Here is a 25,506-nt window from a genome sequence, read left to right on the forward strand (position 1 = left end):
CTACATCGAGCGCTGGCTCCCGTGGATTTTTGGATAACGCCTCGCAATGCCATCTTTGCCATAAAGACGAATTGTGAGCTGAATATAGCGATCAAAACTACAGAACTGTTGGAAGAAGCGATTCAACACATCAGTGAAAGTCAGATAGTTGCCAGACGTATCGAGAGTGATTTCAATCTCTGTGCCCGGAGAGAAGACGTTCTTACCAAGAATACGCATCGATGAAACCTGTGAGCGCACTTTTACTGACTGAATCATCTGAATTTCATCGCTCACCAACTGATTGCGACTACACAATTGCAGCATTTGCTTAAGCTGCTGAGTAGGATCTTCAGAGTGCAAAAGTGACGAGAAGTTACTGTTCAGAAGCCCAATAAATTGCCAGTGCATATTGGCGTCAGATTCACGTTCTATCGGAGCCGACGGCGGGTAGAGCGAATGAAAATCGCCGGGTAAATCGATTGGCTCTAAACATGTCATCTCACCATTGATAGTGCATGCTTGTTTGCCATTGGTACAAAGAAGGCGAGTGCCATAGAGTTTGTTGAATTCGAGCTCTTGGTTGGCGTTCAGGCTGATCGCCAATCGCAGTTCACCAGTGGAGTCTTTGCGGCTTTGCCAGTAATCACAATGTGGGTCGCTTTGGTAACTGTCTTTAAACAGTGGTGTCAGCAGTTTTTGCCCGCTCGACGTAATCTCAAACACATCCAAAATGTCGACCACTTGAATTTCATTATCGGTATGAGCATCGGCATTAACGGGAATGGTCAGGCTACGTTGGTCATAACTCGTTGGTTCGCCCGTTTGCTCGAAGAGGTTCACCGCAGGCACGACATTGAGCTTAAACACTTGGTTGTCGAAAAGACGGATAAACTCCATCGGTAAAGAGTGCATAAACAGGTTTAACACCACAGTGGAGCAATCATGTTGCTGACACGCTTCACCAAAGCCTTTAAGACGGAAGAACTGATGTTTCTCTTTGAAGAAGAAAAATTCGTTCATCAAATGGTAGCCAGAAAATTGATTGCCTTTTTGTGGCAGAAATTGAAACTGTTTATCGCTGATTCGGCTCTTGAGCTGATTGGCAGCTAAGACCGCGTGATTCTCACCATTGATGTCGGAAATCGATATTGCACGCGCTTCACTAAGCAACAGTTCGACCAAGGAATCCGCATTGTTCTCGAAACCTTGAACGAAGAAGTCGAGATCTTCTAACGCTAATTGACTGAAATGCACATCATCATCGCCAGTAGACAGAGTGAGCTGAATAACAGCGGTAGTTTGTTCACTGCCTTGAGGGCGATTGAAGTCAAAGGGGGCACTGCTTGCTTTGGTGTCAATCAGTGCAAATGGTGTCGTTTTGAGTTCATCCGTTGTGGTGAACAAACATGTTTTGCCTTGCGACTCGGAAGAAAAGCGTGTGCCTTTGGGAAGCGTCGTGCTGTCTGTGGAAGGCGCGTCTGTGCTCATTTCTAGATACGCCACACTTGGTACCGTTTGAATGTAACTTGGGTAGAGTACGCCAAGTAATCCTTCGACAACTTCAGGGATTTGCTCAGATAAACGCTTTTCGACGTTGGCATTCAATAGAGCTACGCCATCCAATAAGCGAGCCAAACTTGGGTCTTCGATTTGTCCCTGATGAATATTGAGGCGTTGTGCGTGTTCTGGATGTTCAGAACCAAATTGACCGAGGGCTCGGCGGACAAAAGTCAGCTCTTGCTCGTAATAACGCAGTAGAGGATCACTCATACAAATCCTCCTTCATATCGGTGGTCATGTCGCTTAATGAAATCTTGGAATCAAAAATCAGCTCTTTTTCGCCCTGTGCCGTTTTGGCTTTGGCGACAATATTGAACGCGATGGTGTTTTCTCCCGCTTTACGTTCAACAAGTTCAACCATGACTTGGCTAAGGCGTGGCTCGAAATGTCGAATGTAGTTTTCTAGTTTGAGGGCTAATTGCTGGTGGTCGAGACTGGCACTCAACAGGTGCACATCCTCTATGCCAAAACGGTAGTTAGAGCGCTGCACTTCGGTTAATCGATCATCAATGCTCATCAGTGACGCTTCCGAATCAAACAGGCGAGTCAGGTGATACTTGATGTCCTCGATATCATCTCGACGAGTCGTAGGGGCAGTTTGCACAAAGGTACGCCAAAAACTCATTACGCCACCTCATCCAATTCTGTTGTCAGCACCACTTCGCCACTGAAATGGTCGTATTGATACTGCGGGACGATACGCAATGTACAGACGAAATTGCCCGGATGATGGTCAGAGTCGCACACGCTGATCTTTGCAAAACTCAATGGGTATTTTGATAGGGTTTCTTCGTTGGCGTACGCCACGTTACTAGAGAATTTTTCTATCCATTGAGAGAGGAATAATTCACACTCAGCAGCTGTTTTGAAGCTGCCAATCATCTCTCGCACTTGTACTTTGAGATAATGTGCAATGCGGCAAGACATCAATGATGTTTGGATTTGAGTGAGAACTTTCTCGTTATCAGACTCGCTGTTGTGCCAAATCGAATTGTTACCATTGAAGTAGAACTTGTCGCTCAAAGGACTCTTAGTAAGAGGGATAAAACCGCTGCGACTGTAGAAGGTCGACAGCTGCCCAAACAAGGTCACTTTGGTTTGAGGTTGAATCAGAAAATGGCTATCGCTTTGGCTTTGATTGACCACGGCACCTTGGTTGTTGTCGTTCCAGCGAGATTTCAAGAAGCCAAACCAACTCACGCGTTGATGCTCTCGCATAATGGTGGATACAAATGCAAAGCCCGCATTGCCCCAAAGCCCGTTTTGCTTCTCGTTGTAGATGAATCCTACTTTGGCGTTTTGATAACGTATACGCATACACATTTCTGGCATCACTAAACCGACAAAACGCGCAGAGGACTTACTGCGTAAAGACTGCCACGATTGGTAATCAGGACTAGCAAGGATCTTCTCGATTCGGTTGATGTCAGACAGCCAGTCTGCGCCGGATTCGACAAAGAAATCGCGATTAGGAGCAAATAGCATTGGGCATAACGTGGCTTCTCCTAAGCGGCTTAATAGCTCCACAGTGAACAAATCATCGTAATCAGATTCGAAATCCATATCTGCTGCGATAGGTTGTGTGAACAGCAAGCAACCGAATGGATGTCCGCCCAAGGTGTTTAACTCTTGGTTGCCAATCTTGTTGTACAACTCAGACGTTTTGGTGCTGTAGGCTTGATTGACATCGGAAGACACTTCTTCCCAACTCATATTGAGAAGCTTGAGTTGAGTGCGTTGGTAATTAACGGGCAGGGTGGCTAAGCCTTGAAGCCCTAGCCAATTGGTTTGTAGCGCCTCAAATTCTGGATGATGCAGTAATGTATCCATCTGTTTCGAGAGCTTATTGTCAATCTCTGCAATTAGGCGCGAAATATGAGTAATAAGCGCATCGGGATTGTCTAGCGCGGAGCGAGACACTTGAGACAGTAAAGAGAGCGCCTCTTGTAAAAAGTCGCTGTCTTTATCGTCTAGCTGTGTAAATTGGGTCTGCCAACCTGAGTGATAAATCTTACTCATACTATCCTTGTGACCTAAATTGAATTGGCTTGGTCGAAGCATCCTACTTCGACCAAGCTTTATCGTGCTTAACCTGGGATCTTCGCTACCATGCGAACCGACGTAGTCAGCTCTTCAAGTTGTAGCCAAGGTCTTAGGTGAGCAACGGCTGAATACGCGCCCGGTTTACCCGGTTGCTCAACCACTTCAATGCGAGACTCTGCCAATGGTGTTTTCGCTCGTTGATCATTACCAATTGCACCTGCGTTGGTGTATTGATCGATCCACAGTTGAAGTTCACGTTGAATGTCTGGCGCTTCTAGGTTTGAGCCTAGCTTGTCGCGACCCATGACTTTCAAGTAGTGAGCGATGCGACCACTTGCCATGATGTAAGGAAGACGCGCTGAAATCGCAGCGTTTGCTGTTGCATCTGGATCTGTGTACGTCTTCGGTTGCTGTGTTGTTTGACCACCGATGAACACGCCGTAATTTGAGTTCTTGTAGTGAACCAGTGGCAAGAAGCCTAGGTCACTTAACTCTTTCTCGCGTTCGTCGGTTAGGTTCACTTCTGTTGGACATTGCTGAACCAAGTCGCCAGCTTCGGTCTTGTACGTTAGGTTTGGTAGGTTTTCTACTTTACCGCCGTTATCCAGACCGCGGATCGCTGTACACCAACCGTACGCAGTGAACGCTTGCGTCATTTTCAGACCTAACTCGTAAGCGGCATTAGACCAAACCAACTCATCATTGCTTGATGGGTTCGGGTTGCCATCTTGGTCAGTGTTTAATTCTTCGTAGCTAAACAGCTTGGTGCCAAGACCTTTCTCACCGTAAGGAAGGCGAGCTAGTGTGCGCGGTAGTGTTAGAGTTACGTAGCGCGCGTCGTCACTTTCACGGAACGAGTTCCATGCAGCATAAGCCGGAGAATCAAAACCAGCCGCGACAGGTTTGCCTTCTTCGAAGGTAGTGAAGTCATTGAATTCAAACATTTCAGCGTTTGCTGCGGCAACGAACGGAGCGTGACACGCAGCGGCTACTTCGCCCATGTAGCGTAGTAGGGCGACGTCTTCATCTTTTGCGCTGAACTCGTAGTCACCGATGAAGGTGCCGTATGGTTCACCACCTGCTGTGCCGTATTCGCCTTGGTATACCGCGTTAAACAATGGGCTACGGTCGATGGCTGGGGCATCTTCAAACTGATCAAGCAGCTCGTCTTTGGTGTAGTCGACCATTTTGATTTTCAGTGAGCGTCCTAGGTCGCTCTCTTTAACCAGTTTTTGCAGACCACGCCATGAACCTTCTAGCTTTTGGAAGTCATTTTCTTGCATGACTTTCGATAGCTGTTTAGAAAGCTTTTTGTCGATCTCTACGATGGCGTTTTCAATCGTTTTGGTGACGTTCTTGTCCCATGTAACTGTGCCGCTTAGCGCTTGCTCTGCTAATACTGAGAACAGTTCTTTTGTTGTGTCCGCTGGCGTTTGTGTGGTCGCTTCGATTGCACGATCCAGAAAGCTCAACGAAGCTTCAGCCGCTTCTGCTTGTGGTTGGTTTTCAACTTCCGTCGTCATTATTCTGCTCCTTCTTTCTGGATGCCTAGCTCATCGGAAAGGGCGTTGATGGTGTCTGCACTTTGCAGAACTTCCTTGAGTAGCTTCTCTAGATCACGAGAACGGTCCGCTTTTGAAAGCAGTACTTTGAGTTGGTTACGAGTCTCAACAAGCTTCTTGAGCGGTTCAACTTGCTCAACGATGGCTTCAGGCTCGAAATCTTTCATTGATGAGAATTTCAGACTCGCTTCGATTTGGCTGTCATCGTTAACCAAAACGTTGTCCACTTTGAGTGATAATTCAGGACCAACGCGTTTCATGACCGTGTCGAAGTTGTCTTTGTCGACGTTGTAGAAGGTACGATCTTCCACGTCTTCTTTGTCTTGCTTGTGACCGGAGTAATCACCGACGACTCCCACCACAAAAGGGAGTTCTTTGGTTTCTACTGCGCCATTCGTCTCGACATCGTAAGTAATACTTACACGGTTTTTGCTCACTCGCTTGTGTTGGGAGTTCAGTGCCATAATGGTATCTCCTTATTCCATTAAGAAGCTGTCGAAGTAACTTTCGCTGTCGTCGCATCAAAGCCCACTTCAGGACCTTTCTCGATTTTGCCGCCTTCGCCTTCGATGTAGTACGCTTTCGAAATTTCGGTGTAAGTGAGGCTGAATGATTCATTTGGTAGGTGACCATCCGACGCGCCCATGTTGTAGCTCGACATACGCGCAGCACTTAGTGTCAGGATTAGGTATGGATCTGCACCAGAACCTTCACGGTTTGGCTTAGTCATTACGATCTCGATGGTTTTGCCTTCGCCACCTGGTGCGTAAAGGAAAGTCGTTAAGTACGGTGTCGCGCCATCACAGCCACGAGAGATGTTCACTTCACCTAGCGCGACCATGCCTTGGTCTGCGTTGTTCGCGTTACCGACGTCGATGCCAACGCCACGAACGGCACTCCAGTTCACTGTATCAATAGCAAAAAATCCATCCTTGCCACCGATCTTTTCTACCGTTGCAGCACCTTTTGGTGTGGTGCCATCAATTCTCATGTAAATAGAAGCCATTGGGTTCTCCTTTGCTTTTTAGCATTTTTTGCTTCACCACTCGAAATCGGTAATACCGCTCGACGATTGAGTAGTTTTTACTTCTGGTTGGTTGGTTGTATTTGGAGTGTCGCTTTGCTCTGACGTTGTTGTTTCAATTGACGTTGCACTTTGAGACTCCTCATTAGAGGCAGTTTGAACCTCAGTCGCAGGTGGTACGGTCGGAACCGACTCTGGCACTGATTGTGGTTCAGGAATTTTCTTCAGAATGGTTTGTTCTAAGTTGTCCATTCCGGTGAGTTGATTGATATGGTCGAGCACTTGGTTGTTGCCACCAGTCATTTCTTGGAGTAGTTCTGGTAAGCTCAGATAACCCCAACGAATTGCGCGCTCTAGCAAGAACGGAACAGGGCTGTGTGGTTCGGTTTGTTTGAAGTAGTCGGCGAGCTTTCTAAGTTCATGAAAGGCGTGGTCGCGATTGTGTACTTGAGCATCGATGCTAACGGAAGGCGCTTGGATAAGGGGTTGAGTCTGTGTGGTTGAAGTGGGGGGCACAGAATCGATTTGCTGAGTAGAAGACGTTTGGCTCGTTTCTTTACTCGCTTGACCCGTTGTTTGAGCAACTGATTCCAATATGTTATCAGTCGGCTCAACAGCGTTTACGCTTGGCAGTTCTAACTCAGCGGCTTGTTGTTCATCTTTTAACAGCCTAAATTTTTCGTCTAACGGCCACTTGGAAAAATTATCTTCGGTGAGGTAACGAATCGCATTTATATGTTCAGCGATGTTTTCTTTGATGAATTTGAAACTTACTGGCGTGGCGTTAATTGGTTGGCAATGCTTCGCGATGGCTTGTTCTGTAGCATCAAGATTCTGATACGTTTGCGCCAGATCCATTAAGGTGTCTTGCGTATCTGCGCTGAAAAGGTTTTGCGCTTTAGTTTTGATTTCGCCAAGCGAACCGTTGCGTTCTGCACGTAGGTAATCTGCAAAAGTGATGTCATCAATCAAGCCGATTAACTGCAAAGGCATATACACGGCAGTTGTATCATGAGTTTCGCCAACAAGCTGGAGCAAAGGCTTCATACGGAACTCAGCACGCTCTCTCGCTATGCCAGACTCTTCAACGCTTTTTAGTTTGTCTTCAGGAAGGAATGGATTGAGAGAGTCCCAAAACTGCTCCACGGTGCTTAGAAGAACTTGCGTTGCGTCGGCAAGGTTTCGATAGGGTGCGTCGGTGAACAACTGACTGGTGATATACCAACCTAGTAACTCCAAGTCTTTGCTTGACTGGCTGAGAGCGTGAAATGTCGCGGTACGCAACTGTGTCCAGTTGTCATTATTGCTATCAAGCAGTGCTTGATCACTGGATGCATCAGGCGTTTCAACCAATTGGCGAAACGATGATTGCGCGGCATTGTAACTGTTTCTCAGTGCTCGATAGGCACTTCTATCGAGTTTTATATAGACGCCACTCGGCGATCCATCTGCGATCGGTGCCAAAAGACTATCAATGTCAACCATATTCAATCCATGAATTATTGTTTTATTAAGCCAGAGATAATTCCGTTCCTCTGGTTTCATAGTTTGTAAACTTTAGTCTAGTGAGGAATTTAAGAAATAGCTGATAAAAATTAACTATTTAATAAAAAATACGATGCTGATCTAAAAAATTGGTCGGATGATTTATTATGTCAATATAATTCACTGATTTTTAAAGAGGTTTTATCCCCCTATAAGAACTGTGGGCATACCAGCAACAATGCTGCCACCATGAGACGTCGTGTCTCCCATTCGGGCAGCAGGTTTATTACTTAATAGCACGGTCGTGCTTCCCATCGCGATAGAATCCGGGGTTCCAACGCATACACAAACATCACTCACTGTGGCAGCAGGTAAGCTACCGATCAGTACGGTTGGTGCACCGGGGCCGGTGACCGGACCACCCACATGAGGAATTGGTGGGGTTGCTGGTGTCTGCATTGGGCATACATGCATGTCAGTGATACGAGCGGCAGGTAACGTCATCGCACTTCTCCTTGTAATGTAGTTTGTGATTGGCTATCTGAAGTACCTTGACCGCCTGCAGCGATATCCAGAGCCATGGCGATTGCGGCTTGATAGTAAGGTTTAGTTTTGTCCCATTCAGGAAGGGCGGCTGCGTGATTGATCGCTCCTGCAGTCGCTTTGGCGTACAGAAATGGATCTGGCATAACGGGTGGAATATCTGGTGCAACGATGCTGCCAGAACCATTCCAAAATACCGCTTGAGCAAGCCAAGATGGGCCGCAATTAAGTTCCAATCGATGAGAGAGATGTTCGGCTTTGCGGCGCAATTCTTCGGAGGGTGACCGCACCCAAGCCATACACGTTTCGACACTTTGTTTTTGAAGGGATGACCATTCCTCATTGCGTTGGCTTAAACATAACGCTCCCCACCAGATTGCCTCCCGGACGGGTAGAGCGTGAGTCAAAAACTGAACGAGATCGTTGTAGAGCTCTTTGTCTGTGAGTGATTGAATTGCATCGTTGATGCTGGTTTCTTCGTTGAGTAGCGCTTTAGCCTCGTCACTGGCTTTGAATCTCGGTAGTATTTGCTCTGCCGTTTGGTATGGAATCTTCTTATATTTCATTAGTTAACCTTTACAATTGCGCCTTTTACTTCACCCATTACGCCGCCATCAAATGTCGCTTTGAGACCCGATTTAAACTCCGCACTCAAAGAGCCCTCTGCAGAGAGCGTGGTGTCCGCTTTGATGGAAATACTCAAGCCAGAAATACTGTTTGAACTGGTTGCTTCAAGAGCGGTCGTGGTGCCAGAAACTTTGTTGGCTGAAGTGGCTTTGCTGGTGACATTGGTCCCTTCCAAATTCAGTGCGCTGCTGGCTTTGATGTCGATATTGGTTGCTTCAATGGCAATGGATGATGAGGACAGGGTTATTTTGCTTGAGCCAACTTTGAGCTCGATAGAATCGTCAGCTTCAATCGAAATCGACTTGGCTTTTTCGCTGAGTGCTTTGGTTACGCTCAGCGAGTAGTTGTCTTCTGTCGACACTGATACCGCTTTGGTGACCGTCTGGCTCAACTCGCCCTTGATTGTTTCGGTTTGGTTGTTTTCAACGTCTTGCGTCAGGTCTTTGGCTGCATGAAGGTAAAGCAGTTCATTGTCTTTTTTATCATCGAAGTAGAGCTCGTTACTCTGTCCAGAAAGTTGAGTTTTGATGCCAGACTTTGTTGTATTGGCTTCTGCATAAGGCGGGGCATTTTTGCTGTTGTAAACGCTGCCCGTGATGATAGGTCTATCTGGATCGCCATCGATGAAAGAGACCAGCACTTCTTGTCCGGCACGCGGCACAAATTGAGCACCGTAACCACTTCCCGCAAGCATCTGTGCAACACGAACATAGCAACTGGTTTTGTCACCGCTTGCGTCTGTATCCCATTGGAACTGAATACGCACACGACCTTGTTCATCCTGATTGATATCACCTGCGGTTGAGCCGGCAACGACTGCGCTTTGTAAGCCCTGAACGACTTGTTTTGAGCGAGGTTGAGGGTAGTGAGGGGTATCTTTTGGGATCACTTTCACTCTGGTGCTGCTCTCTGCATTTTCGGTGTATTCCACTTCCATACTGACGACCGAAAAGTCACCAAGTTGCTCTTTGTCTAGATGGCTTGAGAGCGAGAAGTAAGTACCGAGCTCGAAGAGATCATGTTTTGCGCTGGCAATGACACTTTGGTAATCCTGCTCAACATACTCGATTCGACGTTTGGCAAGATTGCTAGAGAGATCTGTCATATCACCGCTGATACCCAAAGTTGGGTAACGCGTGTTGGCGAGTTTAGTGTTGTTGGCAATGGTATTGCTGGAGGTTTTACTGCCGCTGGTGATGAGTTTTGTCTGCGAATAATCGTAGCTTGAAAGTTCAATACTCGCGCCATGAAAGGCAACGGTCGGGCACCAATCTTCAAGCAAAGGAAGTGAGCCTGTCGGCGTTTCCTTCATATCAAATTTTGCAGTGCTGGCTTTATCAAATGGGGTTTGAGCATCTTGCAAAATCATGGTGTGTGAACCACTCGCATGCTCAAAATAATAATGAACGCCTTCTTCAGCGAGCAGGCGAGAAACGAAGTCAAAATCCGATTCGTTATATTGCAAACAATATTCACGCTTGGTCGAAGGCATGCTGGATATTTTATAGTTACCCTTGAAACCAGCGTTATCGAAAATATCACTGACGATTTCTTGTGTGGATTGATTTTGATAAACCCGGAAAGAATGTGTGTGTTTTAATAACCAAAACCACGGTTTAAGCGTTATTTCATATTGGTGGTTTTGTAAATTTGAATCCATTCCTAAATGTTGGATCAATGTCACAATTCCGTTGTAGGGACGATTAAGTGTATTACTGCCAGATTCGTTGAAATAACGGTTTATTGTAAGGAACTGACCTAGTTGATTTTGCATGTCAAAGCCACTGGATACCAGCATCGCTTTGATTTCAAAGGGCTCTGACAAGGCTTGCTTTATTGTTGCATTACTTATGATATGTTCTTGATTACTTGAGTCTTTTGCAGACATCAAACTAGCCGAACTGCTGTATTTATCAGCCATTGCATATCCTTATGCTTGAACTTTTCAATAATAAAAATTTGAAATATAAATACTATTATTAATCAAATTACTCAAAAAATAGCAGTATTAGATCTTATTCGCTATTCGATTTATTAAAAGAAAAGGAGTTCTTTATGGCGAGTCAAAATGCAAAAAAGATGGCGAAAGAATTTTTGCAAAATGTAGAAAAGGACAGTAAGTCATATCACAAAAGTTGGGCGAGAAAATTCGGTAATAAATACCAATCTGCTAAGAACTGGGTAAAACGTGACAAGAAAATGGTCGCGATGGATATTGCGCAGAAAGGGGTAAGGACTGGTATCGGGATGATTCCATTTCCCGGTTCGAAAGAGGGTGCAGCTCTGTTGGAAGTCGCAGGTGGTGCAGCGTTAAAAGCAGCATCTCGTAAAGCGTGGGAAGAGGGCTCAAAGAAAGGCGTTAAATCTCTTCTTAATAAAAAAATTGAATCTGCCCGCAAGCAACTTAAAACCAACTCGGTAGGAAAAGTCGATCACGAGTTCTTGGCGCTTTCTGCGCGTAAGCGTGATGAACACATTCATGCGATTCGTAAATTGGTGAAGTACGAAGTTAAGTTACTGCCAAAGCGTTCTGATGAGCTCAGTTTGCGTTTATTCAAGCTTAAAGAGGCGATCAATGAATCCCGTGTGAAACTCAACAAAACCACCATGTCTTCGACATCGGCTATCGATAACATGCAAGCTTGGACGGAGTTCTTTTCTGCCATCAAAGAGGTGGAGCACTACCAAGCGAAATTGCGTGAAAGCCTGATTCAAGTGCAAGAGATCACTAAAGATGTGGAGTGGTTCTTAGCGGCTTCTGAGGCGACTACCGACCAGATGAATGCACAAAACTTACCGCAATTGGAAGAAGCGTTTGACCAGATCCGCCGTAGTTACGGCAACATCAATTCTCTGAAACAACTGCAAGATATGATGTTAGAGCGAAACCTAGTTGAATCCGGTTTGTTGGATGAAAAAGACTTAACCTACAAGCTGGTCAACTAGGCAAATCCGACCGTTCGTTAGCAAATTAAACCCAAGTAGGGAGCTGTTGTGCTCCCTTATTCTCTTTACTTGCTGAATTTATTGGGTTTTTATTGTCGACAATTTCAGCTTATTCTTATCAAATTGAATGTTTTTCCACTCATAAATCACTCAACAACACTATACCTTAGTCTAAATTGTCGACAATTTGCTTGATTGTCGACAATCTGATCGTCTATTTTATATTCAAGTTAACAAATTGTTGATATTTTGGTTTCTAAATACGAGTGCCTTGAATATGAATACAGAATTGAAAACTCGTCATAAAGTGATTGTCTCTGAGAAGGAGCACACTAAATCTGAATCGCTGACCGAATCGTTAGTGGAAGCGATCGTGAGTGGTGAAATTGAACCGGGCAGTAAAATCTCAGAGCCAGAATTAGCCAAGAAATATCAAGTGAGTAGAGGCCCTTTACGTGAAGCCATGATGCGCCTAGAAGGACTTGGGTTGATTGAACGCATTCCGCATGTTGGTGCTCGTGTGATCACTTTCTCTCCAGAAAAGCTCATCGAATTGTATTCAGTCCGTGAAGCGTTAGAAGGCATGGCTGCAAGGCTCGCGGCTCGCTATATCACTCAAGAAGAGTTACTGAGTTTGGAAATGCTATTGTCGACACATTCCAAACATATTGACGAAGTTGAAGGATCGTCTTACTTCCACCAGCATGGTGACTTCGACTTCCATTATCGAATCATTCAAGCGAGCAGAAACAGCAAGCTTATCTCTTTGCTTTGCGACGAGCTGTATCACTTGTTGCGCATGTATCGTTACCAATCACCACGTGCGCAATCTCGCCCTAATGAAGCACTCAACGAGCACAAATTCATTCTGCAAGCGATTCGCAACCGTGATGAAGAGTTGGCAGAAATGCTGATGAGAAGGCACATCTCAGGCAGCCGAAAACTAATCGAATTACAGATTTCAGATTCCAAAACTTTACCCAAAATAATTGGAGTTGCGGCGCGGCAACAAGACAATTCAGCCCTATGAGCATAGGTGCGCTATGTAATTAGGGGGAATTGGCGCAGTTAACAAAGCTGCAGCTTCAAGTATGAAGGGTAAAACAAGACTAGAAGGAAATTGTCATGAGCTTATCTCCGGGGGCGAAGTTCAGACTCGCCATTGAGCAAAATAACCCGCTACAGATCGTCGGCACCATTAACCCATACTGCGCCATGATGGCGAAAAACTTGGGTCACCAAGCTATCTATTTGTCGGGTGGCGGTATCGCTAACGCATCTTACGGTTTGCCAGATCTTGGCATTACGACACTGAACGATGTTTTGGTGGATGTAGACCGTATCACCAACGCGTGTGATTTGCCTTTATTGGTTGATATCGATACGGGCTTTGGTGGTGCGTTTAACATCGCACGCACTATCAAAGCGATGGAAAAAGCGGGTGCGGCTGCAGTGCACATGGAAGACCAAGTGGCGCAGAAGCGTTGTGGTCATCGCCCAAACAAAGCGATTGTTAGCCAACAAGAAATGGTCGATCGAGTGAAAGCGGCCGTGGATGTGCGTAATGACGAGAGCTTTGTCATTATGGCTCGTACTGATGCGTTAGCGGTTGAAGGCATGGACAGTGCGATTGAACGTGCGATTGCATGTGTGGAAGCGGGCGCAGATATGATCTTCCCAGAGGCAATGAATCAGCTAGACCAATATCAACAGTTCTCAACAGCGCTCGAAGACGCAACAGGGAAGCACGTGCCGATTCTTGCCAACATTACTGAGTTTGGACAAACGCCTTTATACGGTTGTGAAGAGTTAGCGCAATCCAAAGTGGACATGGTTTTGTACCCATTGAGCGCATTCCGTGCAATGAACAAAGCTGCCGAGATGGTTTACAAACACTTGCTTGAAGTTGGCAACCAAGAAGCGTTGCTTGATTCGATGCAGACACGAAAAGAGCTGTATGAGCACCTTAATTACCACGACTACGAGAATAAGTTAGACAAGCTGTTTTCGGAGGGTAAATAAGGTCAACAAAGAAACAAACGGAAGCCCAAGAAAAGAATCTCTAATCCAATAACGTGAAAATTGTCTGATTCAAAAGAGCCCATTAAGAGAGCCAAATCAGACAGAAAAGGAGTTCAACAATGCCTCATTCTGTAGAAAAGAAAGCTGAGATAGGTGGCGCAGGTCTACGCGGTCAAAGCGCTGGAAGCACAGCTTTATGCACTGTCGGTAAAACGGGGACAGGTCTAACGTATCGTGGTTACGATATTACGGACTTGGCAAATCATGCTCAGTTTGAAGAAGTGGCGCATTTGCTGTTACGCGGTCACTTACCTAATCAACAAGAGCTAGACGCCTACAAGACACATCTATTGAGCTTGCGTGGTTTACCAGCGGAGCTTAAGCAAGCGTTAGAGCTAATCCCTGCTGATGCTCACCCGATGGATGTTATGCGCACAGGTTGCTCAATGCTGGGTAACTTAGAGCAAGAAATGGACTTTGAGCAACAGCTCCATGCTACTGAGCGAATGCTGGCGCTTTTCCCTGCGATCATTTGTTACTGGTATCGCTTCAGCCACGATGGCGTGCGAATCAAAACGCACGATAACAGTGAAGACTGCATTGGCGGCTACTTCCTAAAACTGCTCACCGATAAAGCACCAAGTGAAACGCACAAAAAGGTGATGCACTGTTCTTTGATTCTTTATGCAGAGCATGAGTTTAATGCCTCAACATTTGCAGCGCGTGTGTGTGCTTCTACGCTTTCTGATCTTCATTCTTGTATTACGGCTGCTATCGGCACGCTGCGTGGTCCACTTCATGGAGGGGCAAACGAAGCGGCGATGGAGATGATCCAAGATTGGCAAACGCCAGATGAGGCAGAAGCCAATATTCTGCAAATGCTAGAGAACAAAGACAAAATTATGGGCTTTGGTCATGCGATTTATCGGGAAAGTGACCCTCGCAATGCGCTGATAAAGCGTTGGTCAGAAGCGTTATCGAAAGAGGTGGGTGACAAACATCTTTACGCGGTTTCGGAGCGCGTGGAATCTGTCATGAAGCGCGAGAAAGGTCTATTTTGTAATGCCGATTTCTTCCATGCTTCGGCTTACCACTTCATGGATATTCCAACCAAATTGTTTACACCAATCTTTGTGATGAGCCGACTGACAGGTTGGGCGGCGCACGTGTATGAACAACGCGCGAACAACCGAATTATTCGCCCAAGTGCGGATTATACCGGACCGGATCATCAAGACTGGGTGCCAATCGAACAACGCTAGCGCGTGACGCCTCTTTGTGAGTGTTGTCTTGTTGGCATTCACAAGGGGCGTCTCTTTCACCGCGAATCCATTTCAAAAACAGTATCGCGGTGCGTTCAGGCACAAGATGTACACTAAAGCGGAAGCAAGCCCATGAGCATCACCACAAATATAAATACTCAATATCGTAAGCCGCTCCCAGGAACCCAACTCGATTATTTTGATACCCGAGAAGCAGTTAACGATATTTCTCCTGGAGCCTATGAAAAGCTCCCATACACCTCACGCGTTTTAGCCGAGCAGTTGGTTCGTCGCTGTGACCCAAATACGCTCACTGATAGCCTAAAACAGTTGATTGAACGCAAACGTGACCTCGATTTTCCTTGGTATCCTGCACGTGTGGTTTGTCATGACATTCTTGGACAAACTGCATTAGTCGACCTCGCTGGTTTGCGTGATGCGATTGCCGAACAAGGCGGTGACCCAGCGAAAGTAAACCCTGTGGTTGAAACGCAGTTGATCGTTGACCATTCACTGGCAGTTGAACACGCAGGCTTTGACCCAGAGGCGTTTGAGAAAAACCGTGCGATAGAAGAGCGCAGAAACGAAGACCGATTCCACTTTATCGAGTGGTGTAAGACGGCGTTTGAGAACGTCAGTGTTATTCCTGCGGGTAACGGCATCATGCACCAAATCAACTTGGAGAAGATGTCCCCAGTGGTGCAAGCCAAGCAAGGAATTGCCTATCCCGATACCTGTGTCGGCACAGACAGTCATACACCTCACGTTGATTCACTTGGCGTTATTGCGATTGGTGTCGGCGGTTTAGAGGCGGAGACGGTTATGCTTGGTCGCCCGTCGATGATGCGTCTACCAGACATTGTTGGCGTGAAGCTTACTGGTAAGCGTCAACCGGGTATTACCGCCACCGATATCGTGTTGGCGATTACCGAGTTTCTGCGAAATGAACGCGTGGTTTCATCTTATCTCGAATTCTTTGGTGAAGGAGCGCGAGACCTAACCATTGGCGACCGCGCGACCATCTCAAACATGACGCCAGAATACGGCGCAACCGCTGGGATGTTCTACATTGATGAGCAGACCATTAATTACCTCAAACTGACGGGGCGTGACGAACAACAGGTCGACTTGGTCGAGAAGTACGCCAAGCAAACCGGTCTATGGGCAGATGATTTAGACACGGCAGTTTACGAGCGCGTACTTGAGTTCGATTTGTCCCAAGTCGGCCGCAATCTAGCTGGACCATCAAATCCTCATCGTCGTTTGCCAACCTTAGAGCTTGCTGAGCGCGGTGTTTCTGGCGAGTGGCAAGAGAAGGAAGGCGAACTTCCAGATGGCGCGGTGATCATCGCGGCGATTACTTCTTGTACCAACACGAGTAACCCAAGAAACGTTGTTGCGGCCGGTTTGGTTGCTAAGAAAGCGAATGAGCTTGGCTTGGTGCGCAAACCTTGGGTGAAGTCTTCATTTGCTCCGGGTTCTAAAGTTGCTCGACTCTACCTTGAAGAATCTGGATTACTCCCTGAATTGGAGAAGCTTGGTTTTGGTATCGTGGCTTATGCGTGTACAACCTGTAACGGTATGAGTGGCGCACTTGACCCGAAAATCCAACAAGAAATCATCGATCGAGATCTGTATTCAACGGCGGTACTTTCTGGGAACCGCAACTTTGATGGTCGAATTCATCCTTACGCAAAACAAGCATTTTTAGCATCGCCACCTTTGGTCGTTGCTTACGCGTTAGCCGGTACGATTCGCTTTGATATCGAACGTGATTCTTTAGGAATAGACAAAGACGGCAAGCCGGTTTATCTCAACGACTTGTGGCCAACGGATGAAGAAATTGATGCTGTGGTGGGTGAATACGTTAAGCCTGAGCAATTTAATCAAGTCTACATTCAAATGTTCAAACTGAATGATGACGCTCGCAATCCGAATCCGCTCTACGATTGGCGCCCGATGAGTACGTATATCCGAAGACCTCCCTACTGGGAGGGAGCACTGGCTGGTGAGCGAACTCTGTCTTCAATGCGTCCTCTCGCCGTTTTAGGCGATAACATTACGACCGACCATTTGTCGCCATCGAACGCAATTTTGGCAAGCAGCGCCGCAGGCGAATACCTCGCGAAGATGGGCGTGCCAGAAGAAGACTTTAACTCATACGCGACTCACCGAGGTGATCACTTAACCGCGCAGCGCGCCACTTTCGCTAACCCGAAGTTGTTCAACGAAATGGTCAAGGAAAATGGCGAAGTCGTGCAAGGATCGCTGGCGAGAGTTGAACCTGAAGGCAAAGTGACACGTATGTGGGAAGCGATAGAGACTTACATGAATCGCAAGCAGCCGCTTATCGTGGTCGCAGGTGCGGATTATGGTCAAGGATCGTCGCGAGATTGGGCGGCGAAAGGCGTTCGCTTGGCGGGTGTAGAAGCCATTGTTGCTGAAGGGTTTGAGCGTATTCACCGTACCAACTTAGTTGGAATGGGCGTACTTCCTCTGCAATTTAAAGATGGCGTGAACCGAAATACGCTCGAATTAGATGGCACTGAGCTTTATGACGTTATCGGCGATATCACTCCTGGTGCTGATTTGGCGTTGGTGATTACCCGTGCTAATGGCGACAAGGTTGATGTACCAGTGACTTGTCGACTCGATACCGAAGATGAAGTTCACGTGTACAAAGCGGGCGGTGTGTTACAGCGCTTTGCTCAAGACTTCCTCTCGCAATAGATAGCGCAATAACGGAGCAAGATATGGATAGCAAGATGCAAAGCCAAATCAAAGTCCCGGCGACTTACATGCGCGGCGGTACGAGTAAAGGTGTGTTCTTCAACCTTGAAGATTTGCCACAGCCCGCGCAAGTTGCAGGCGAGGCAAGAGACAAACTGCTACTTCGTGTGATTGGTAGCCCAGACCCGTATGCCAAACAAATTGATGGCATGGGCGGCGCGACTTCCAGCACCAGTAAAACTGTGATTGTGTCGCGCAGTCAGCGAGTCGATCACGACGTTGATTACCTGTTCGGACAAGTATCAATAGATAAGCCATTTGTCGATTGGAGTGGTAACTGTGGCAACCTTTCTGCTGCAGTCGGCCCTTTCGCCATTCATGCAGGGTTGATCGACGAAGATCGTATTCCTCAAAACGGCATCGTTACCGTTCGTGTATGGCAGGTAAATATTGGCAAAACCATATTGATTCATGTGCCAATCGTAAATGGTTTCGTTCAAGAAACAGGGGCGTTTGAGCTTGATGGTGTGACGTTCCCTGCGGCAGAAATCCAAGTTGATTTTGTCGACCCTGCTGATGGCGAAGGCAGCATGTTTCCAACCGGCAATCTAGTAGACGATTTGGTCGTACCGGATGTTGGGATTTTCAACGCCACCTTCATCAACGCTGGTATACCGACGATCTTTATTGATGCAGAAGTGCTCGGTTACCAAGGCACTGAGCTTCAAGATGACATCAATAACGATGAATCTGCTCTTGCAAGGTTTGAGTCCATTCGTGCTTATGGCGCGCTAAAAATGGGGCTTATTGATTCGCTCGAAGAGGCTCAAACACGTCAACACACGCCTAAGATTGCGTTTGTTTCCCAGCCTAAATCCTATTTATCGTCGAGTGGTAAAACCGTAGAAGCAGGTGAGGTCGATATTCTCGTCCGGGCTTTATCTATGGGTAAACTTCACCACGCTATGATGGGAACCGCAGCGGTCGCAATTGCCTCGGCGGCATGCGTACCAGGTACTTTGGTCAATTTAGCGGCTGGTGGCGGAGAGAAAGAATCTGTGACGTTTGGGCATCCATCAGGAACGCTTAAGGTGGGGGCAAAAGCCAAACAAACAGAACAAGGTTGGGTGGTTGAGAAAGCCATCATGAGCCGAAGCGCGAGAATACTGATGGAGGGCTTTGTGCGTGTTCCCTCCAATGTCTTTGAATAACACAACTGCATGGTAGTGATACTCAAGAAAAGCAATGTCAGGACATACTGGAGGAAGCAATATGTCTGCATATCAAAAAGAATACCTTTGGGCACAAAATGAACCGGAAAACTTTTGGCGTGCTCAAGCTGAAAACATCGATTGGTTTGAAGCGCCAAACACCATCTTACAAGCTGACGAACATGGGATTGAACGTTGGTTTCCTGATGGCGTATTGAACACGTCATGGCTCGCGCTCGATTATCATTGCGAGCAAGGGAGAGGCGATAAAACCGCCCTGATTTATGACTCGCCAGTGACGGGGCAAAAACAAACATACAGCTATCAAGCTCTGCGTGACCAAGTTGCAAAGATTGCGGGTATGCTTTCTAACCAAGGCGTAACCAAAGGCGATCGTGTGGTCATCTACATGCCGATGATCCCAGAAGCGGCAATGGCGATGCTGGCGTGTGCTCGATTGGGGGCGATTCACTCGGTGGTGTTTGGCGGTTTTGCCCCGAATGAGCTCGCAGTTCGAATTGAAGACGCAGAACCCAAAGTCATTATGACGGCATCTTGTGGCATCGAAATTAATAAGGTGATTCCATACAAACCGATGGTCGACAAAGCCATTATGGACAGTCGTTGGAAGCCAGAGAAAGTCTTTGTTCTTCAACGCCCACAGTGCGAAGCCGAACTTAATCTTGAGCGTGATTTAGATTGGCAGCAAGAATACGCGCAAGCTTTGCCTCATGCATGTGTCCCTGTGCTTGCGACAGACCCTCTTTATATTTTGTATACCTCTGGCACAACAGGGAAACCCAAAGGTGTGGTGCGTGACAATGGTGGTCATGCCGTGGCGATGAAATATTCGATGACGTCGATTTATAACATTCCTCAAGATGGCGTGTTCTGGGCAGCATCGGATGTAGGGTGGGTCGTTGGTCACTCTTATATTGTGTACGCGCCGCTGATTCATGGCTGTACAACTATTCTATTCGAAGGCAAACCGGTGAGAACACCAGATCCGGGTGCATTCTGGCGTGTTTGTGACGAATACAAAGTGGATGTGCTTTTTTCCGCGCCAACCGCTTTTCGTGCAATTAAGAAAGAAGACCCAGAAGGCGAGTTCATCAAGCAATACGACTTGTCCAACCTCGACTCTATCTTTATGGCAGGCGAACGCCTTGACCCACCAACGCTAGAATGGGTCGAAAGCAAAGCAGATAAGCCGGTCATTGACCACTGGTGGCAAACCGAGACAGGATGGGCAATCGCGGGCAATCCGACCGGTATCGAGGTAATGCCAGTAAAAGCGGGCTCTGCTACCAAGCCGATTCCTGGCTATCAGGTCGAGATTCTCAACGAAATGGGCATGCCAGTGGGCGCAAATCAACAAGGTTTTGTGGCTTTGAAGCGCCCATTACCACCAAGCTGTTTACCGACTGTCTGGCGCAACCATGACCGCTTTGAGACCGGTTATCTAAGTCAATTTCCGGGTTACTACGTATCGGGAGATGGCGGTTACCTAGATGAAGATGGTTACCTGTTTATCATGGGTCGTATTGATGACGTAATTAACGTCGCAGGTCACCGTCTGTCTACTGGCGAGATGGAAGAAATCGTTGGTGGTCACCCTGCGATTGCGGAATGTGCGGTAGTCGGTATTCATGATGAGTTAAAAGGGCAGCTACCACTTGGTTTCGTGGTTCTGAAAGATGGCGTGAAGGTTGATGACTTAACGCTAGAAGGCGAGCTAGTTGGTAAAGTGCGCAACGAGATTGGTGCTGTGGCTTGCTTTAAACATGCACTGGTTGTTGACCGTTTGCCAAAGACCCGTTCAGGTAAGATCTTGCGAAGAACCATTCGTCAAATAGCCGATGGCGAGCAATACGTGGTGCCATCAACCATTGATGACCCATCCAGTCTAGGCGAAATCGAACGAGTGCTTAAACGCGGCTAGCTAAGTACGATCTTAATTGAGTACGCTCTTAGGTTACCTAGGAGCAAGCTCAAACATCGAAGCCTCTTGCTTTGTCGGCAAGAGGCTTTTGCATTCCCGCTTGCCTAAATGCATGTTTAAACACACACTATATGGATTCCTATTTTTGGCTTAGTTCTTATGTCTACTTTTGTTATCAAACCAGCGCTTTTTGACGATCTTGAACAACTCAATGATTTGATGTTCGAGCTGCATGATGAGCACCATGTTCAATCCCCAGAGCTGTTTAAAACCGCAGAAGAAATCGAACAAGAAAAGAGTATTGCTCGCTATCTCGATAATCCTGAATGTTTGGTGTATGTCGCTAGAGTAGAGGGTGAGATCGTCGGCTTTGTATCTGGGCATTTCTGCGAGCTTATTTCTACGGTTAGTAAACCTGTCATGATGGGAAGCGTTGATGAGCTATACGTCTTACCCGAATATCGTAAGCAAGGTACCGCAAAGGCTTTGATTGAAAAGATAGAGGCGACATTCGTTGATTACGGAGTGAAACAGATGTTTGTTGAGGTTTGGGACTTTAACCAGACAGCGATTTCTCTCTATAAGAACCAAGGCTTTGGGCATCATATTCATTGGCTAAGAAAGTCGTTAGCGTAATGTTTGGAAGTACGATGTTTCGGATAGCTGTCTACAAATACATTTCACACGCACCTGATAGAGTTACGCATTTTGGTATGAGAGCTATTTCGATTGAGTAATACTTTCAATGAGTTAGGGTTAATGACAGGGCGTTACTCGTTTTTGCTAGTGAAGCCTAAGTACTTTAGTAGAATCACTTCTAGCCCAAAAATTACACCAAGAGCCACGCAAAACCATGTAAATGCCATTGTGGAATCAACACCAGGCATGCCGCCGATGTTGATGCCAAGTAAGCCAGTTAAAAAACTGGTGGGCAGAAATATGGTGGCAACCAAGGTAAAGAGATAGCTATTCTTGTTCGTTCTCTGCTCTCGTCTATGTCTGATTTCTTCTTGAAACAACTCAACTTCGCCAAGAAAGAAGTCGATTGTTTCGTTGATTCGAATGATGTTGTTATGGGCGAATCGATATTGGTGTGGCCTTGTTATTACCAACGGTGCTTCAGACTCAATCAGATCTCTAATCGCGTATTGTTGTGGGCGTATGAATCGCTTTATAGACATCAGCGCTTTTTGTGCGGAGATATGCTTGTAGGTTGATTCATCACTTACATCGAACTCATTTAACGTATTTTCAATAACGTCTAAATAGGTATCAATTTTCCCATTCAGACCGTCGATCATGTGGTTTAACAAACTAGCTAAACTCTGTGGACCTTTTTGCTCTACTAGGGCCTCTCTAATATCCATGATTGCTCTGGATGGTGTTTTACGTGTTGAGATTAACGCGCCGTTGTAATAGAGAATTCGGATACTAAGCATGTCTTCTGGTGACGCGTTAGCGTTCATATTGACACCGCGTAAGATGAGCAAAAAGTTTTCTCCATCCAGTTGATGGAAAGAAGGGCGGCTCTCGTCTGCAAGCAAGTTTTCTATCGTCGATCTTGGTATTGCGTTGAACTCTAGCCAGCCTCGGATAGCGAGGTGACCTCTTTCACAGTGATACCAATGATCAGCTTCTATGACTTCAGTTGAGTTCTCCTTTTTTATCGGTTTTTCACTCGAAAAGTCCCAATGTTCGATCATGAAACTCATAATTGCGTCCTTGTAATAGGAGGGAGAGGTAGTTTTTAATGCTCAGCTACGAGCAGCATATCACATGGAGGAGATTGTAATAGGTTATCTACGGTACTTCCCATCCAGTAACGAGATGCGCTGCTTCTTCGGCATGCACCAAGCACTAACAGCGTTCCTTTGTGTAATTTCACCGCTTCAACAAGGGCGAAGTCAGGGTTTCCTCTGATGAAGGTTAAGGGAACCGAGTTGAGGTTTTTATCTTTGAGGAAGTCCAATACCCCTTCTTTCTGGCTTTGTAATATTTCTCGACTGAATTCTGTCAAATATTCCGCGACGTATTGGCAATAAACAAGCTTGAAACTTTGTGCCAGTGTGTCAGAAAGACGCAATCCTGCTTTGATTATTGCCCGGTCTATAGTGCCGCTTTCGTCGTCCCTGTGTAATGGATCTATCGCTCCGAGCACTAGGGTTGATGTTGACCACGACTTGTCAGTGAGTAAGAACAAGTTTTTGTTCTCGGTTATCAAAGCTGACATCAGCTCGTGCGATATATTGATACTCTTTGCGTCAACAAAGAGCGTGTTGTTATTACCTGACTCTCTGATCAGCTGTGAGATCCATTTCCGTCCGTCCAAATGTATAAAATCTAGCTCGTATTTTAAGTCTTCTTCTTTCGCTATAAGAGCAACTTTTTCAAGTACTTGTATAGTCCAATTTAAGTATCTATCGTTTGTACGCTTGGCATCTCGCGCTTTATCACTAATGAAATCAAAAAAGGTGTGATCTTCGCTTCTACGATAATCCTCTCCATAAATCTTGATAGGCGAATTTGTTTTAGAGGCGTAAACAAGAGTCTTTAGCAGCACCTTTCTTGATGGAATAATTGAAGTTTTCAGAAGTAAATCCACGGTTACCATGACTTTCTCCTATCTGTGTCAATGATTTTTGCGAATTCCGCTGCATTTACAAATAACACGCTAGAGGCGCGATTTTTTAACTTATTCAAGTTTAGGATAGAAAATTGAGGCTTGATGCGGAACGTGTAGCCTTTCTTAGTATAAGAAAGTTGCTTTGAACTATCATATGAGTGCGTGACTAATATGTAATCTTGTGTTTGATGTTGTTTGCCATTCGTATCGTGAATTCAATGCAATCTGATGGTGTGTCATTGTTGAGAAATGATATTTTCCATGTCAAAATTTCTGACATAATTCTGATAATACTGGCAGAATCTCGCGCTCAGTTGGTCTAGTGTCTGAGCTAAGTCAATTGAAAATCAGTTTCTGATGTTTGCTATAGTGAATATGCGTTAGGTAGCAATTCTACAACTTGTTACTTAATTTTTGTCGTAAAATATTTGTGGCGTAGACATTATATGTCTGCGTGGCTTGTATTATTTAAGGTTTTTTTGTGCTGAGATCTTTGTTTATTCTCATATTTTTGTCGGTGTCATCTATTGTTTCAGGGAGCGTATTTGCTGCCTCTGATTCAACTGCCATAAAAGGTGCACTTTGTGTCGTGAAGGCCGATGAAAAGGTCGTATTGGTTCATGAGATTCTGACTGACAGAATTTCCCTACCTGGCGGAACCATCATTGCAGGGGAACCTGCGAAGGTCGCTGCCCAGCGAGAAACATGGGAAGAAGCTGGTTTGTCAGTGACAGTTGGAGAAGAGCTTGGAAGAACAGAGACGGCAGTCATTTTTGACTGTATATCGGACTCTGAAATTATTGCTTTTTCTCAAAACAACATGCTTGATGCTAACGAAATGCCGAGTTGGTTTGCTCCTCATTATGGAGTTGAAGTTGCGTCTACGATGTTAATGCAGGCTGAATCATTACCTTCGAGCCTTTATCGATATCCTAGCCAGTGGCAACAGGTAAAATCTTTTATCCAAGAAGCTACCAACCAAGACGTAGTGTATGTCAGCCAGTTGGTTGATTCTGCACCTAGCTTTCGTCAACTTGAGTTGTATTGGATGACCAACTTACAAAGTTTTGTTGGTTCTTTATCAGATACGAGTGAAAGTTCTGCATGTAACTTTGCGAAGGCAGTAACTTTTCTAACCTCACCCATCATGCTGTTACTGCTGTTTCCCTATGTAATGATGCGTTTCGACGGTCGGTTCGTGTACCGACTTTTCTTTGCAGTATCAATTACTTCGATAATGTCCTTAGTCGCTCAGCAAGGCTTTTCTCTACCTAGACCACACGTATATTTACCGATGGCAGAGTTAACTAAGAGCTATGGATTTAGTTTCCCGAGCCTTCCTATTGCTGTCTGGTTCTGTGTCGGCATGTTTATATTCCAACGAACTGAGTCCTTTGGAATGAATCGTACAACGATGGGTGCAGTTACATTAACTGTTTTGGTGATGTTCTGTAAGTTCTATCTAGGTACTGCATTTATATTGGATATGTTGATCGGTGCTGTATTTGGTTCACTGGTTGCTTGGCATATTTTAAGGTTGGAAAGTAACCCAGAAGTTGATGTTGATAAGCTACTTTGCGCGAAGAGTGTTTGGTTGACGGTCACCTGTATTACGGCTGTTATCTCCGTAATTTGGCCGCTACCCGTTTTTGCTGCTTGGTTAGCCATACTTGTAACGGCTTCCGCTGTTGTTATCACATTTAGAGATAATGAAGTTCGACTCACATTTCAGCAAATGTTGTACCTCATTTTAATTTTGCTGTTTGCGAATCAGGTTTGGGACTATCTAAGTCAGTTAGTCGCTTATAGTGGGTTATGGTCTCTAATTACAGCAACGTTAAAGTACCCATTATTAATGCTAATTTTTGTCGCTATCGCACGAAAGCTGACTCTGCAAAAAACGGTCTTGTCCTAAAAGAAAGCCTCGCATTAACGCGAGGCTTT

At 45.9% G+C, this 25,506-nt stretch carries 21 protein-coding genes; 9 read left to right on the forward strand and 12 right to left on the reverse strand.

Translation table 11 applies throughout. From position 1 onward, the window contains the following. The 10 genes from tssF to J4N37_RS07130 form a co-directional block, all read right to left on the reverse strand. Positions 1–1,752, reverse strand: a complete 1,752-nt coding sequence (tssF, locus tag J4N37_RS07085; protein ID WP_252042041.1) for a type VI secretion system baseplate subunit TssF — start codon at positions 1,750–1,752, stop codon at positions 1–3. Then, positions 1,745–2,167 (reverse strand): type VI secretion system baseplate subunit TssE, encoded by a 423-nt coding sequence (tssE, locus tag J4N37_RS07090; RefSeq protein WP_005451929.1) that lies wholly within the window; start codon positions 2,165–2,167, stop codon positions 1,745–1,747. The genes tssF and tssE overlap by 8 nt, the downstream gene beginning before the upstream one ends. After that, complete coding sequence (locus J4N37_RS07095; RefSeq protein WP_252042043.1) at positions 2,167–3,561, reverse strand: type VI secretion system contractile sheath domain-containing protein; 1,395 nt, start codon at positions 3,559–3,561, stop codon at positions 2,167–2,169. Before J4N37_RS07095 ends, tssE begins: the two co-directional genes overlap by 1 nt. 68 nt (positions 3,562–3,629) lie before the next feature. Next, the gene (gene tssC / locus J4N37_RS07100; protein WP_005451931.1) at positions 3,630–5,108 is read right to left on the reverse strand and encodes a type VI secretion system contractile sheath large subunit; all 1,479 of its coding nucleotides are present in this window, start codon (positions 5,106–5,108) and stop codon (positions 3,630–3,632) included. Continuing rightward, complete coding sequence (gene tssB / locus J4N37_RS07105; RefSeq protein ID WP_005426601.1) at positions 5,108–5,611, reverse strand: type VI secretion system contractile sheath small subunit; 504 nt, start codon at positions 5,609–5,611, stop codon at positions 5,108–5,110. The genes tssC and tssB overlap by 1 nt, the downstream gene beginning before the upstream one ends. 20 nt (positions 5,612–5,631) lie before the next feature. Next, complete coding sequence (locus J4N37_RS07110; protein ID WP_005426582.1) at positions 5,632–6,153, reverse strand: Hcp family type VI secretion system effector; 522 nt, start codon at positions 6,151–6,153, stop codon at positions 5,632–5,634. Positions 6,154–6,186: 33 nt separating this feature from the next. Continuing rightward, complete coding sequence (locus tag J4N37_RS07115; protein ID WP_252042044.1) at positions 6,187–7,656, reverse strand: type VI secretion system protein TssA; 1,470 nt, start codon at positions 7,654–7,656, stop codon at positions 6,187–6,189. A 201-nt stretch (positions 7,657–7,857) separates the two neighbouring features. After that, on the reverse strand, positions 7,858–8,160 hold the full coding sequence (locus J4N37_RS07120; RefSeq protein WP_005426629.1) for a PAAR domain-containing protein: 303 nt from the start codon (positions 8,158–8,160) through the stop codon (positions 7,858–7,860). Beyond that, positions 8,157–8,765 (reverse strand): DUF6931 family protein, encoded by a 609-nt coding sequence (locus tag J4N37_RS07125; protein WP_252042045.1) that lies wholly within the window; start codon positions 8,763–8,765, stop codon positions 8,157–8,159. Before J4N37_RS07125 ends, J4N37_RS07120 begins: the two co-directional genes overlap by 4 nt. Then, positions 8,765–10,747 (reverse strand): type VI secretion system Vgr family protein, encoded by a 1,983-nt coding sequence (locus J4N37_RS07130; protein WP_252042046.1) that lies wholly within the window; start codon positions 10,745–10,747, stop codon positions 8,765–8,767. The genes J4N37_RS07125 and J4N37_RS07130 overlap by 1 nt, the downstream gene beginning before the upstream one ends. A 134-nt stretch (positions 10,748–10,881) precedes the next feature. Here J4N37_RS07130 and J4N37_RS07135 point away from each other — a divergent pair, with 134 nt between their 5' ends. The 8 genes from J4N37_RS07135 to J4N37_RS07170 all read left to right on the forward strand — a co-directional run bounded on the left by J4N37_RS07135 (position 10,882) and on the right by J4N37_RS07170 (position 21,575). Beyond that, on the forward strand, positions 10,882–11,772 hold the full coding sequence (locus tag J4N37_RS07135) for a hypothetical protein (protein ID WP_005426534.1): 891 nt from the start codon (positions 10,882–10,884) through the stop codon (positions 11,770–11,772). 277 nt (positions 11,773–12,049) lie between these two features. After that, positions 12,050–12,802 carry a GntR family transcriptional regulator gene (locus tag J4N37_RS07140; RefSeq protein WP_049536121.1) on the forward strand — a complete coding sequence of 251 codons (753 nt, stop codon included), beginning with the start codon at positions 12,050–12,052 and terminating at the stop codon, positions 12,800–12,802. 95 nt (positions 12,803–12,897) lie between these two features. Continuing rightward, positions 12,898–13,794 (forward strand): methylisocitrate lyase, encoded by an 897-nt coding sequence (prpB, locus tag J4N37_RS07145; RefSeq protein WP_252042047.1) that lies wholly within the window; start codon positions 12,898–12,900, stop codon positions 13,792–13,794. 119 nt (positions 13,795–13,913) lie between these two features. Continuing rightward, positions 13,914–15,056, forward strand: a complete 1,143-nt coding sequence (gene prpC, locus J4N37_RS07150; RefSeq protein WP_050937229.1) for a bifunctional 2-methylcitrate synthase/citrate synthase — start codon at positions 13,914–13,916, stop codon at positions 15,054–15,056. Between the two features lie 132 nt (positions 15,057–15,188). Beyond that, the gene (acnD, locus tag J4N37_RS07155) at positions 15,189–17,786 is read left to right on the forward strand and encodes a Fe/S-dependent 2-methylisocitrate dehydratase AcnD (RefSeq protein WP_252042049.1); all 2,598 of its coding nucleotides are present in this window, start codon (positions 15,189–15,191) and stop codon (positions 17,784–17,786) included. A 23-nt stretch (positions 17,787–17,809) separates the two neighbouring features. Next, the gene (prpF, locus tag J4N37_RS07160) at positions 17,810–18,997 is read left to right on the forward strand and encodes a 2-methylaconitate cis-trans isomerase PrpF (RefSeq protein ID WP_252042050.1); all 1,188 of its coding nucleotides are present in this window, start codon (positions 17,810–17,812) and stop codon (positions 18,995–18,997) included. A 61-nt stretch (positions 18,998–19,058) separates the two neighbouring features. Continuing rightward, the gene (locus J4N37_RS07165) at positions 19,059–20,939 is read left to right on the forward strand and encodes a propionyl-CoA synthetase (RefSeq protein WP_252042051.1); all 1,881 of its coding nucleotides are present in this window, start codon (positions 19,059–19,061) and stop codon (positions 20,937–20,939) included. Positions 20,940–21,098: 159 nt separating this feature from the next. After that, on the forward strand, positions 21,099–21,575 hold the full coding sequence (locus J4N37_RS07170) for a GNAT family N-acetyltransferase (protein ID WP_252042052.1): 477 nt from the start codon (positions 21,099–21,101) through the stop codon (positions 21,573–21,575). A gap of 134 nt (positions 21,576–21,709) precedes the next feature. On the opposite strand, the gene J4N37_RS07175 is transcribed toward J4N37_RS07170, so the two are convergent. Continuing rightward, entirely contained in the window at positions 21,710–22,651 is a 942-nt protein-coding gene (locus J4N37_RS07175) for a CorA family divalent cation transporter (protein ID WP_045385885.1), read from the reverse strand. A 35-nt stretch (positions 22,652–22,686) separates the two neighbouring features. Next, complete coding sequence (locus tag J4N37_RS07180; RefSeq protein WP_252042053.1) at positions 22,687–23,550, reverse strand: universal stress protein; 864 nt, start codon at positions 23,548–23,550, stop codon at positions 22,687–22,689. A gap of 493 nt (positions 23,551–24,043) precedes the next feature. Here J4N37_RS07180 and J4N37_RS07185 point away from each other — a divergent pair, with 493 nt between their 5' ends. After that, entirely contained in the window at positions 24,044–25,477 is a 1,434-nt protein-coding gene (locus J4N37_RS07185; protein ID WP_252042054.1) for an NUDIX domain-containing protein, read from the forward strand. The last annotated feature ends 29 nt before the right edge of the window (positions 25,478–25,506 follow it).

This window comes from Vibrio sp. SCSIO 43153, assembly GCF_023716625.1.
GTDB classification, from domain to species: Bacteria; Pseudomonadota; Gammaproteobacteria; order Enterobacterales; family Vibrionaceae; genus Vibrio; species Vibrio rotiferianus.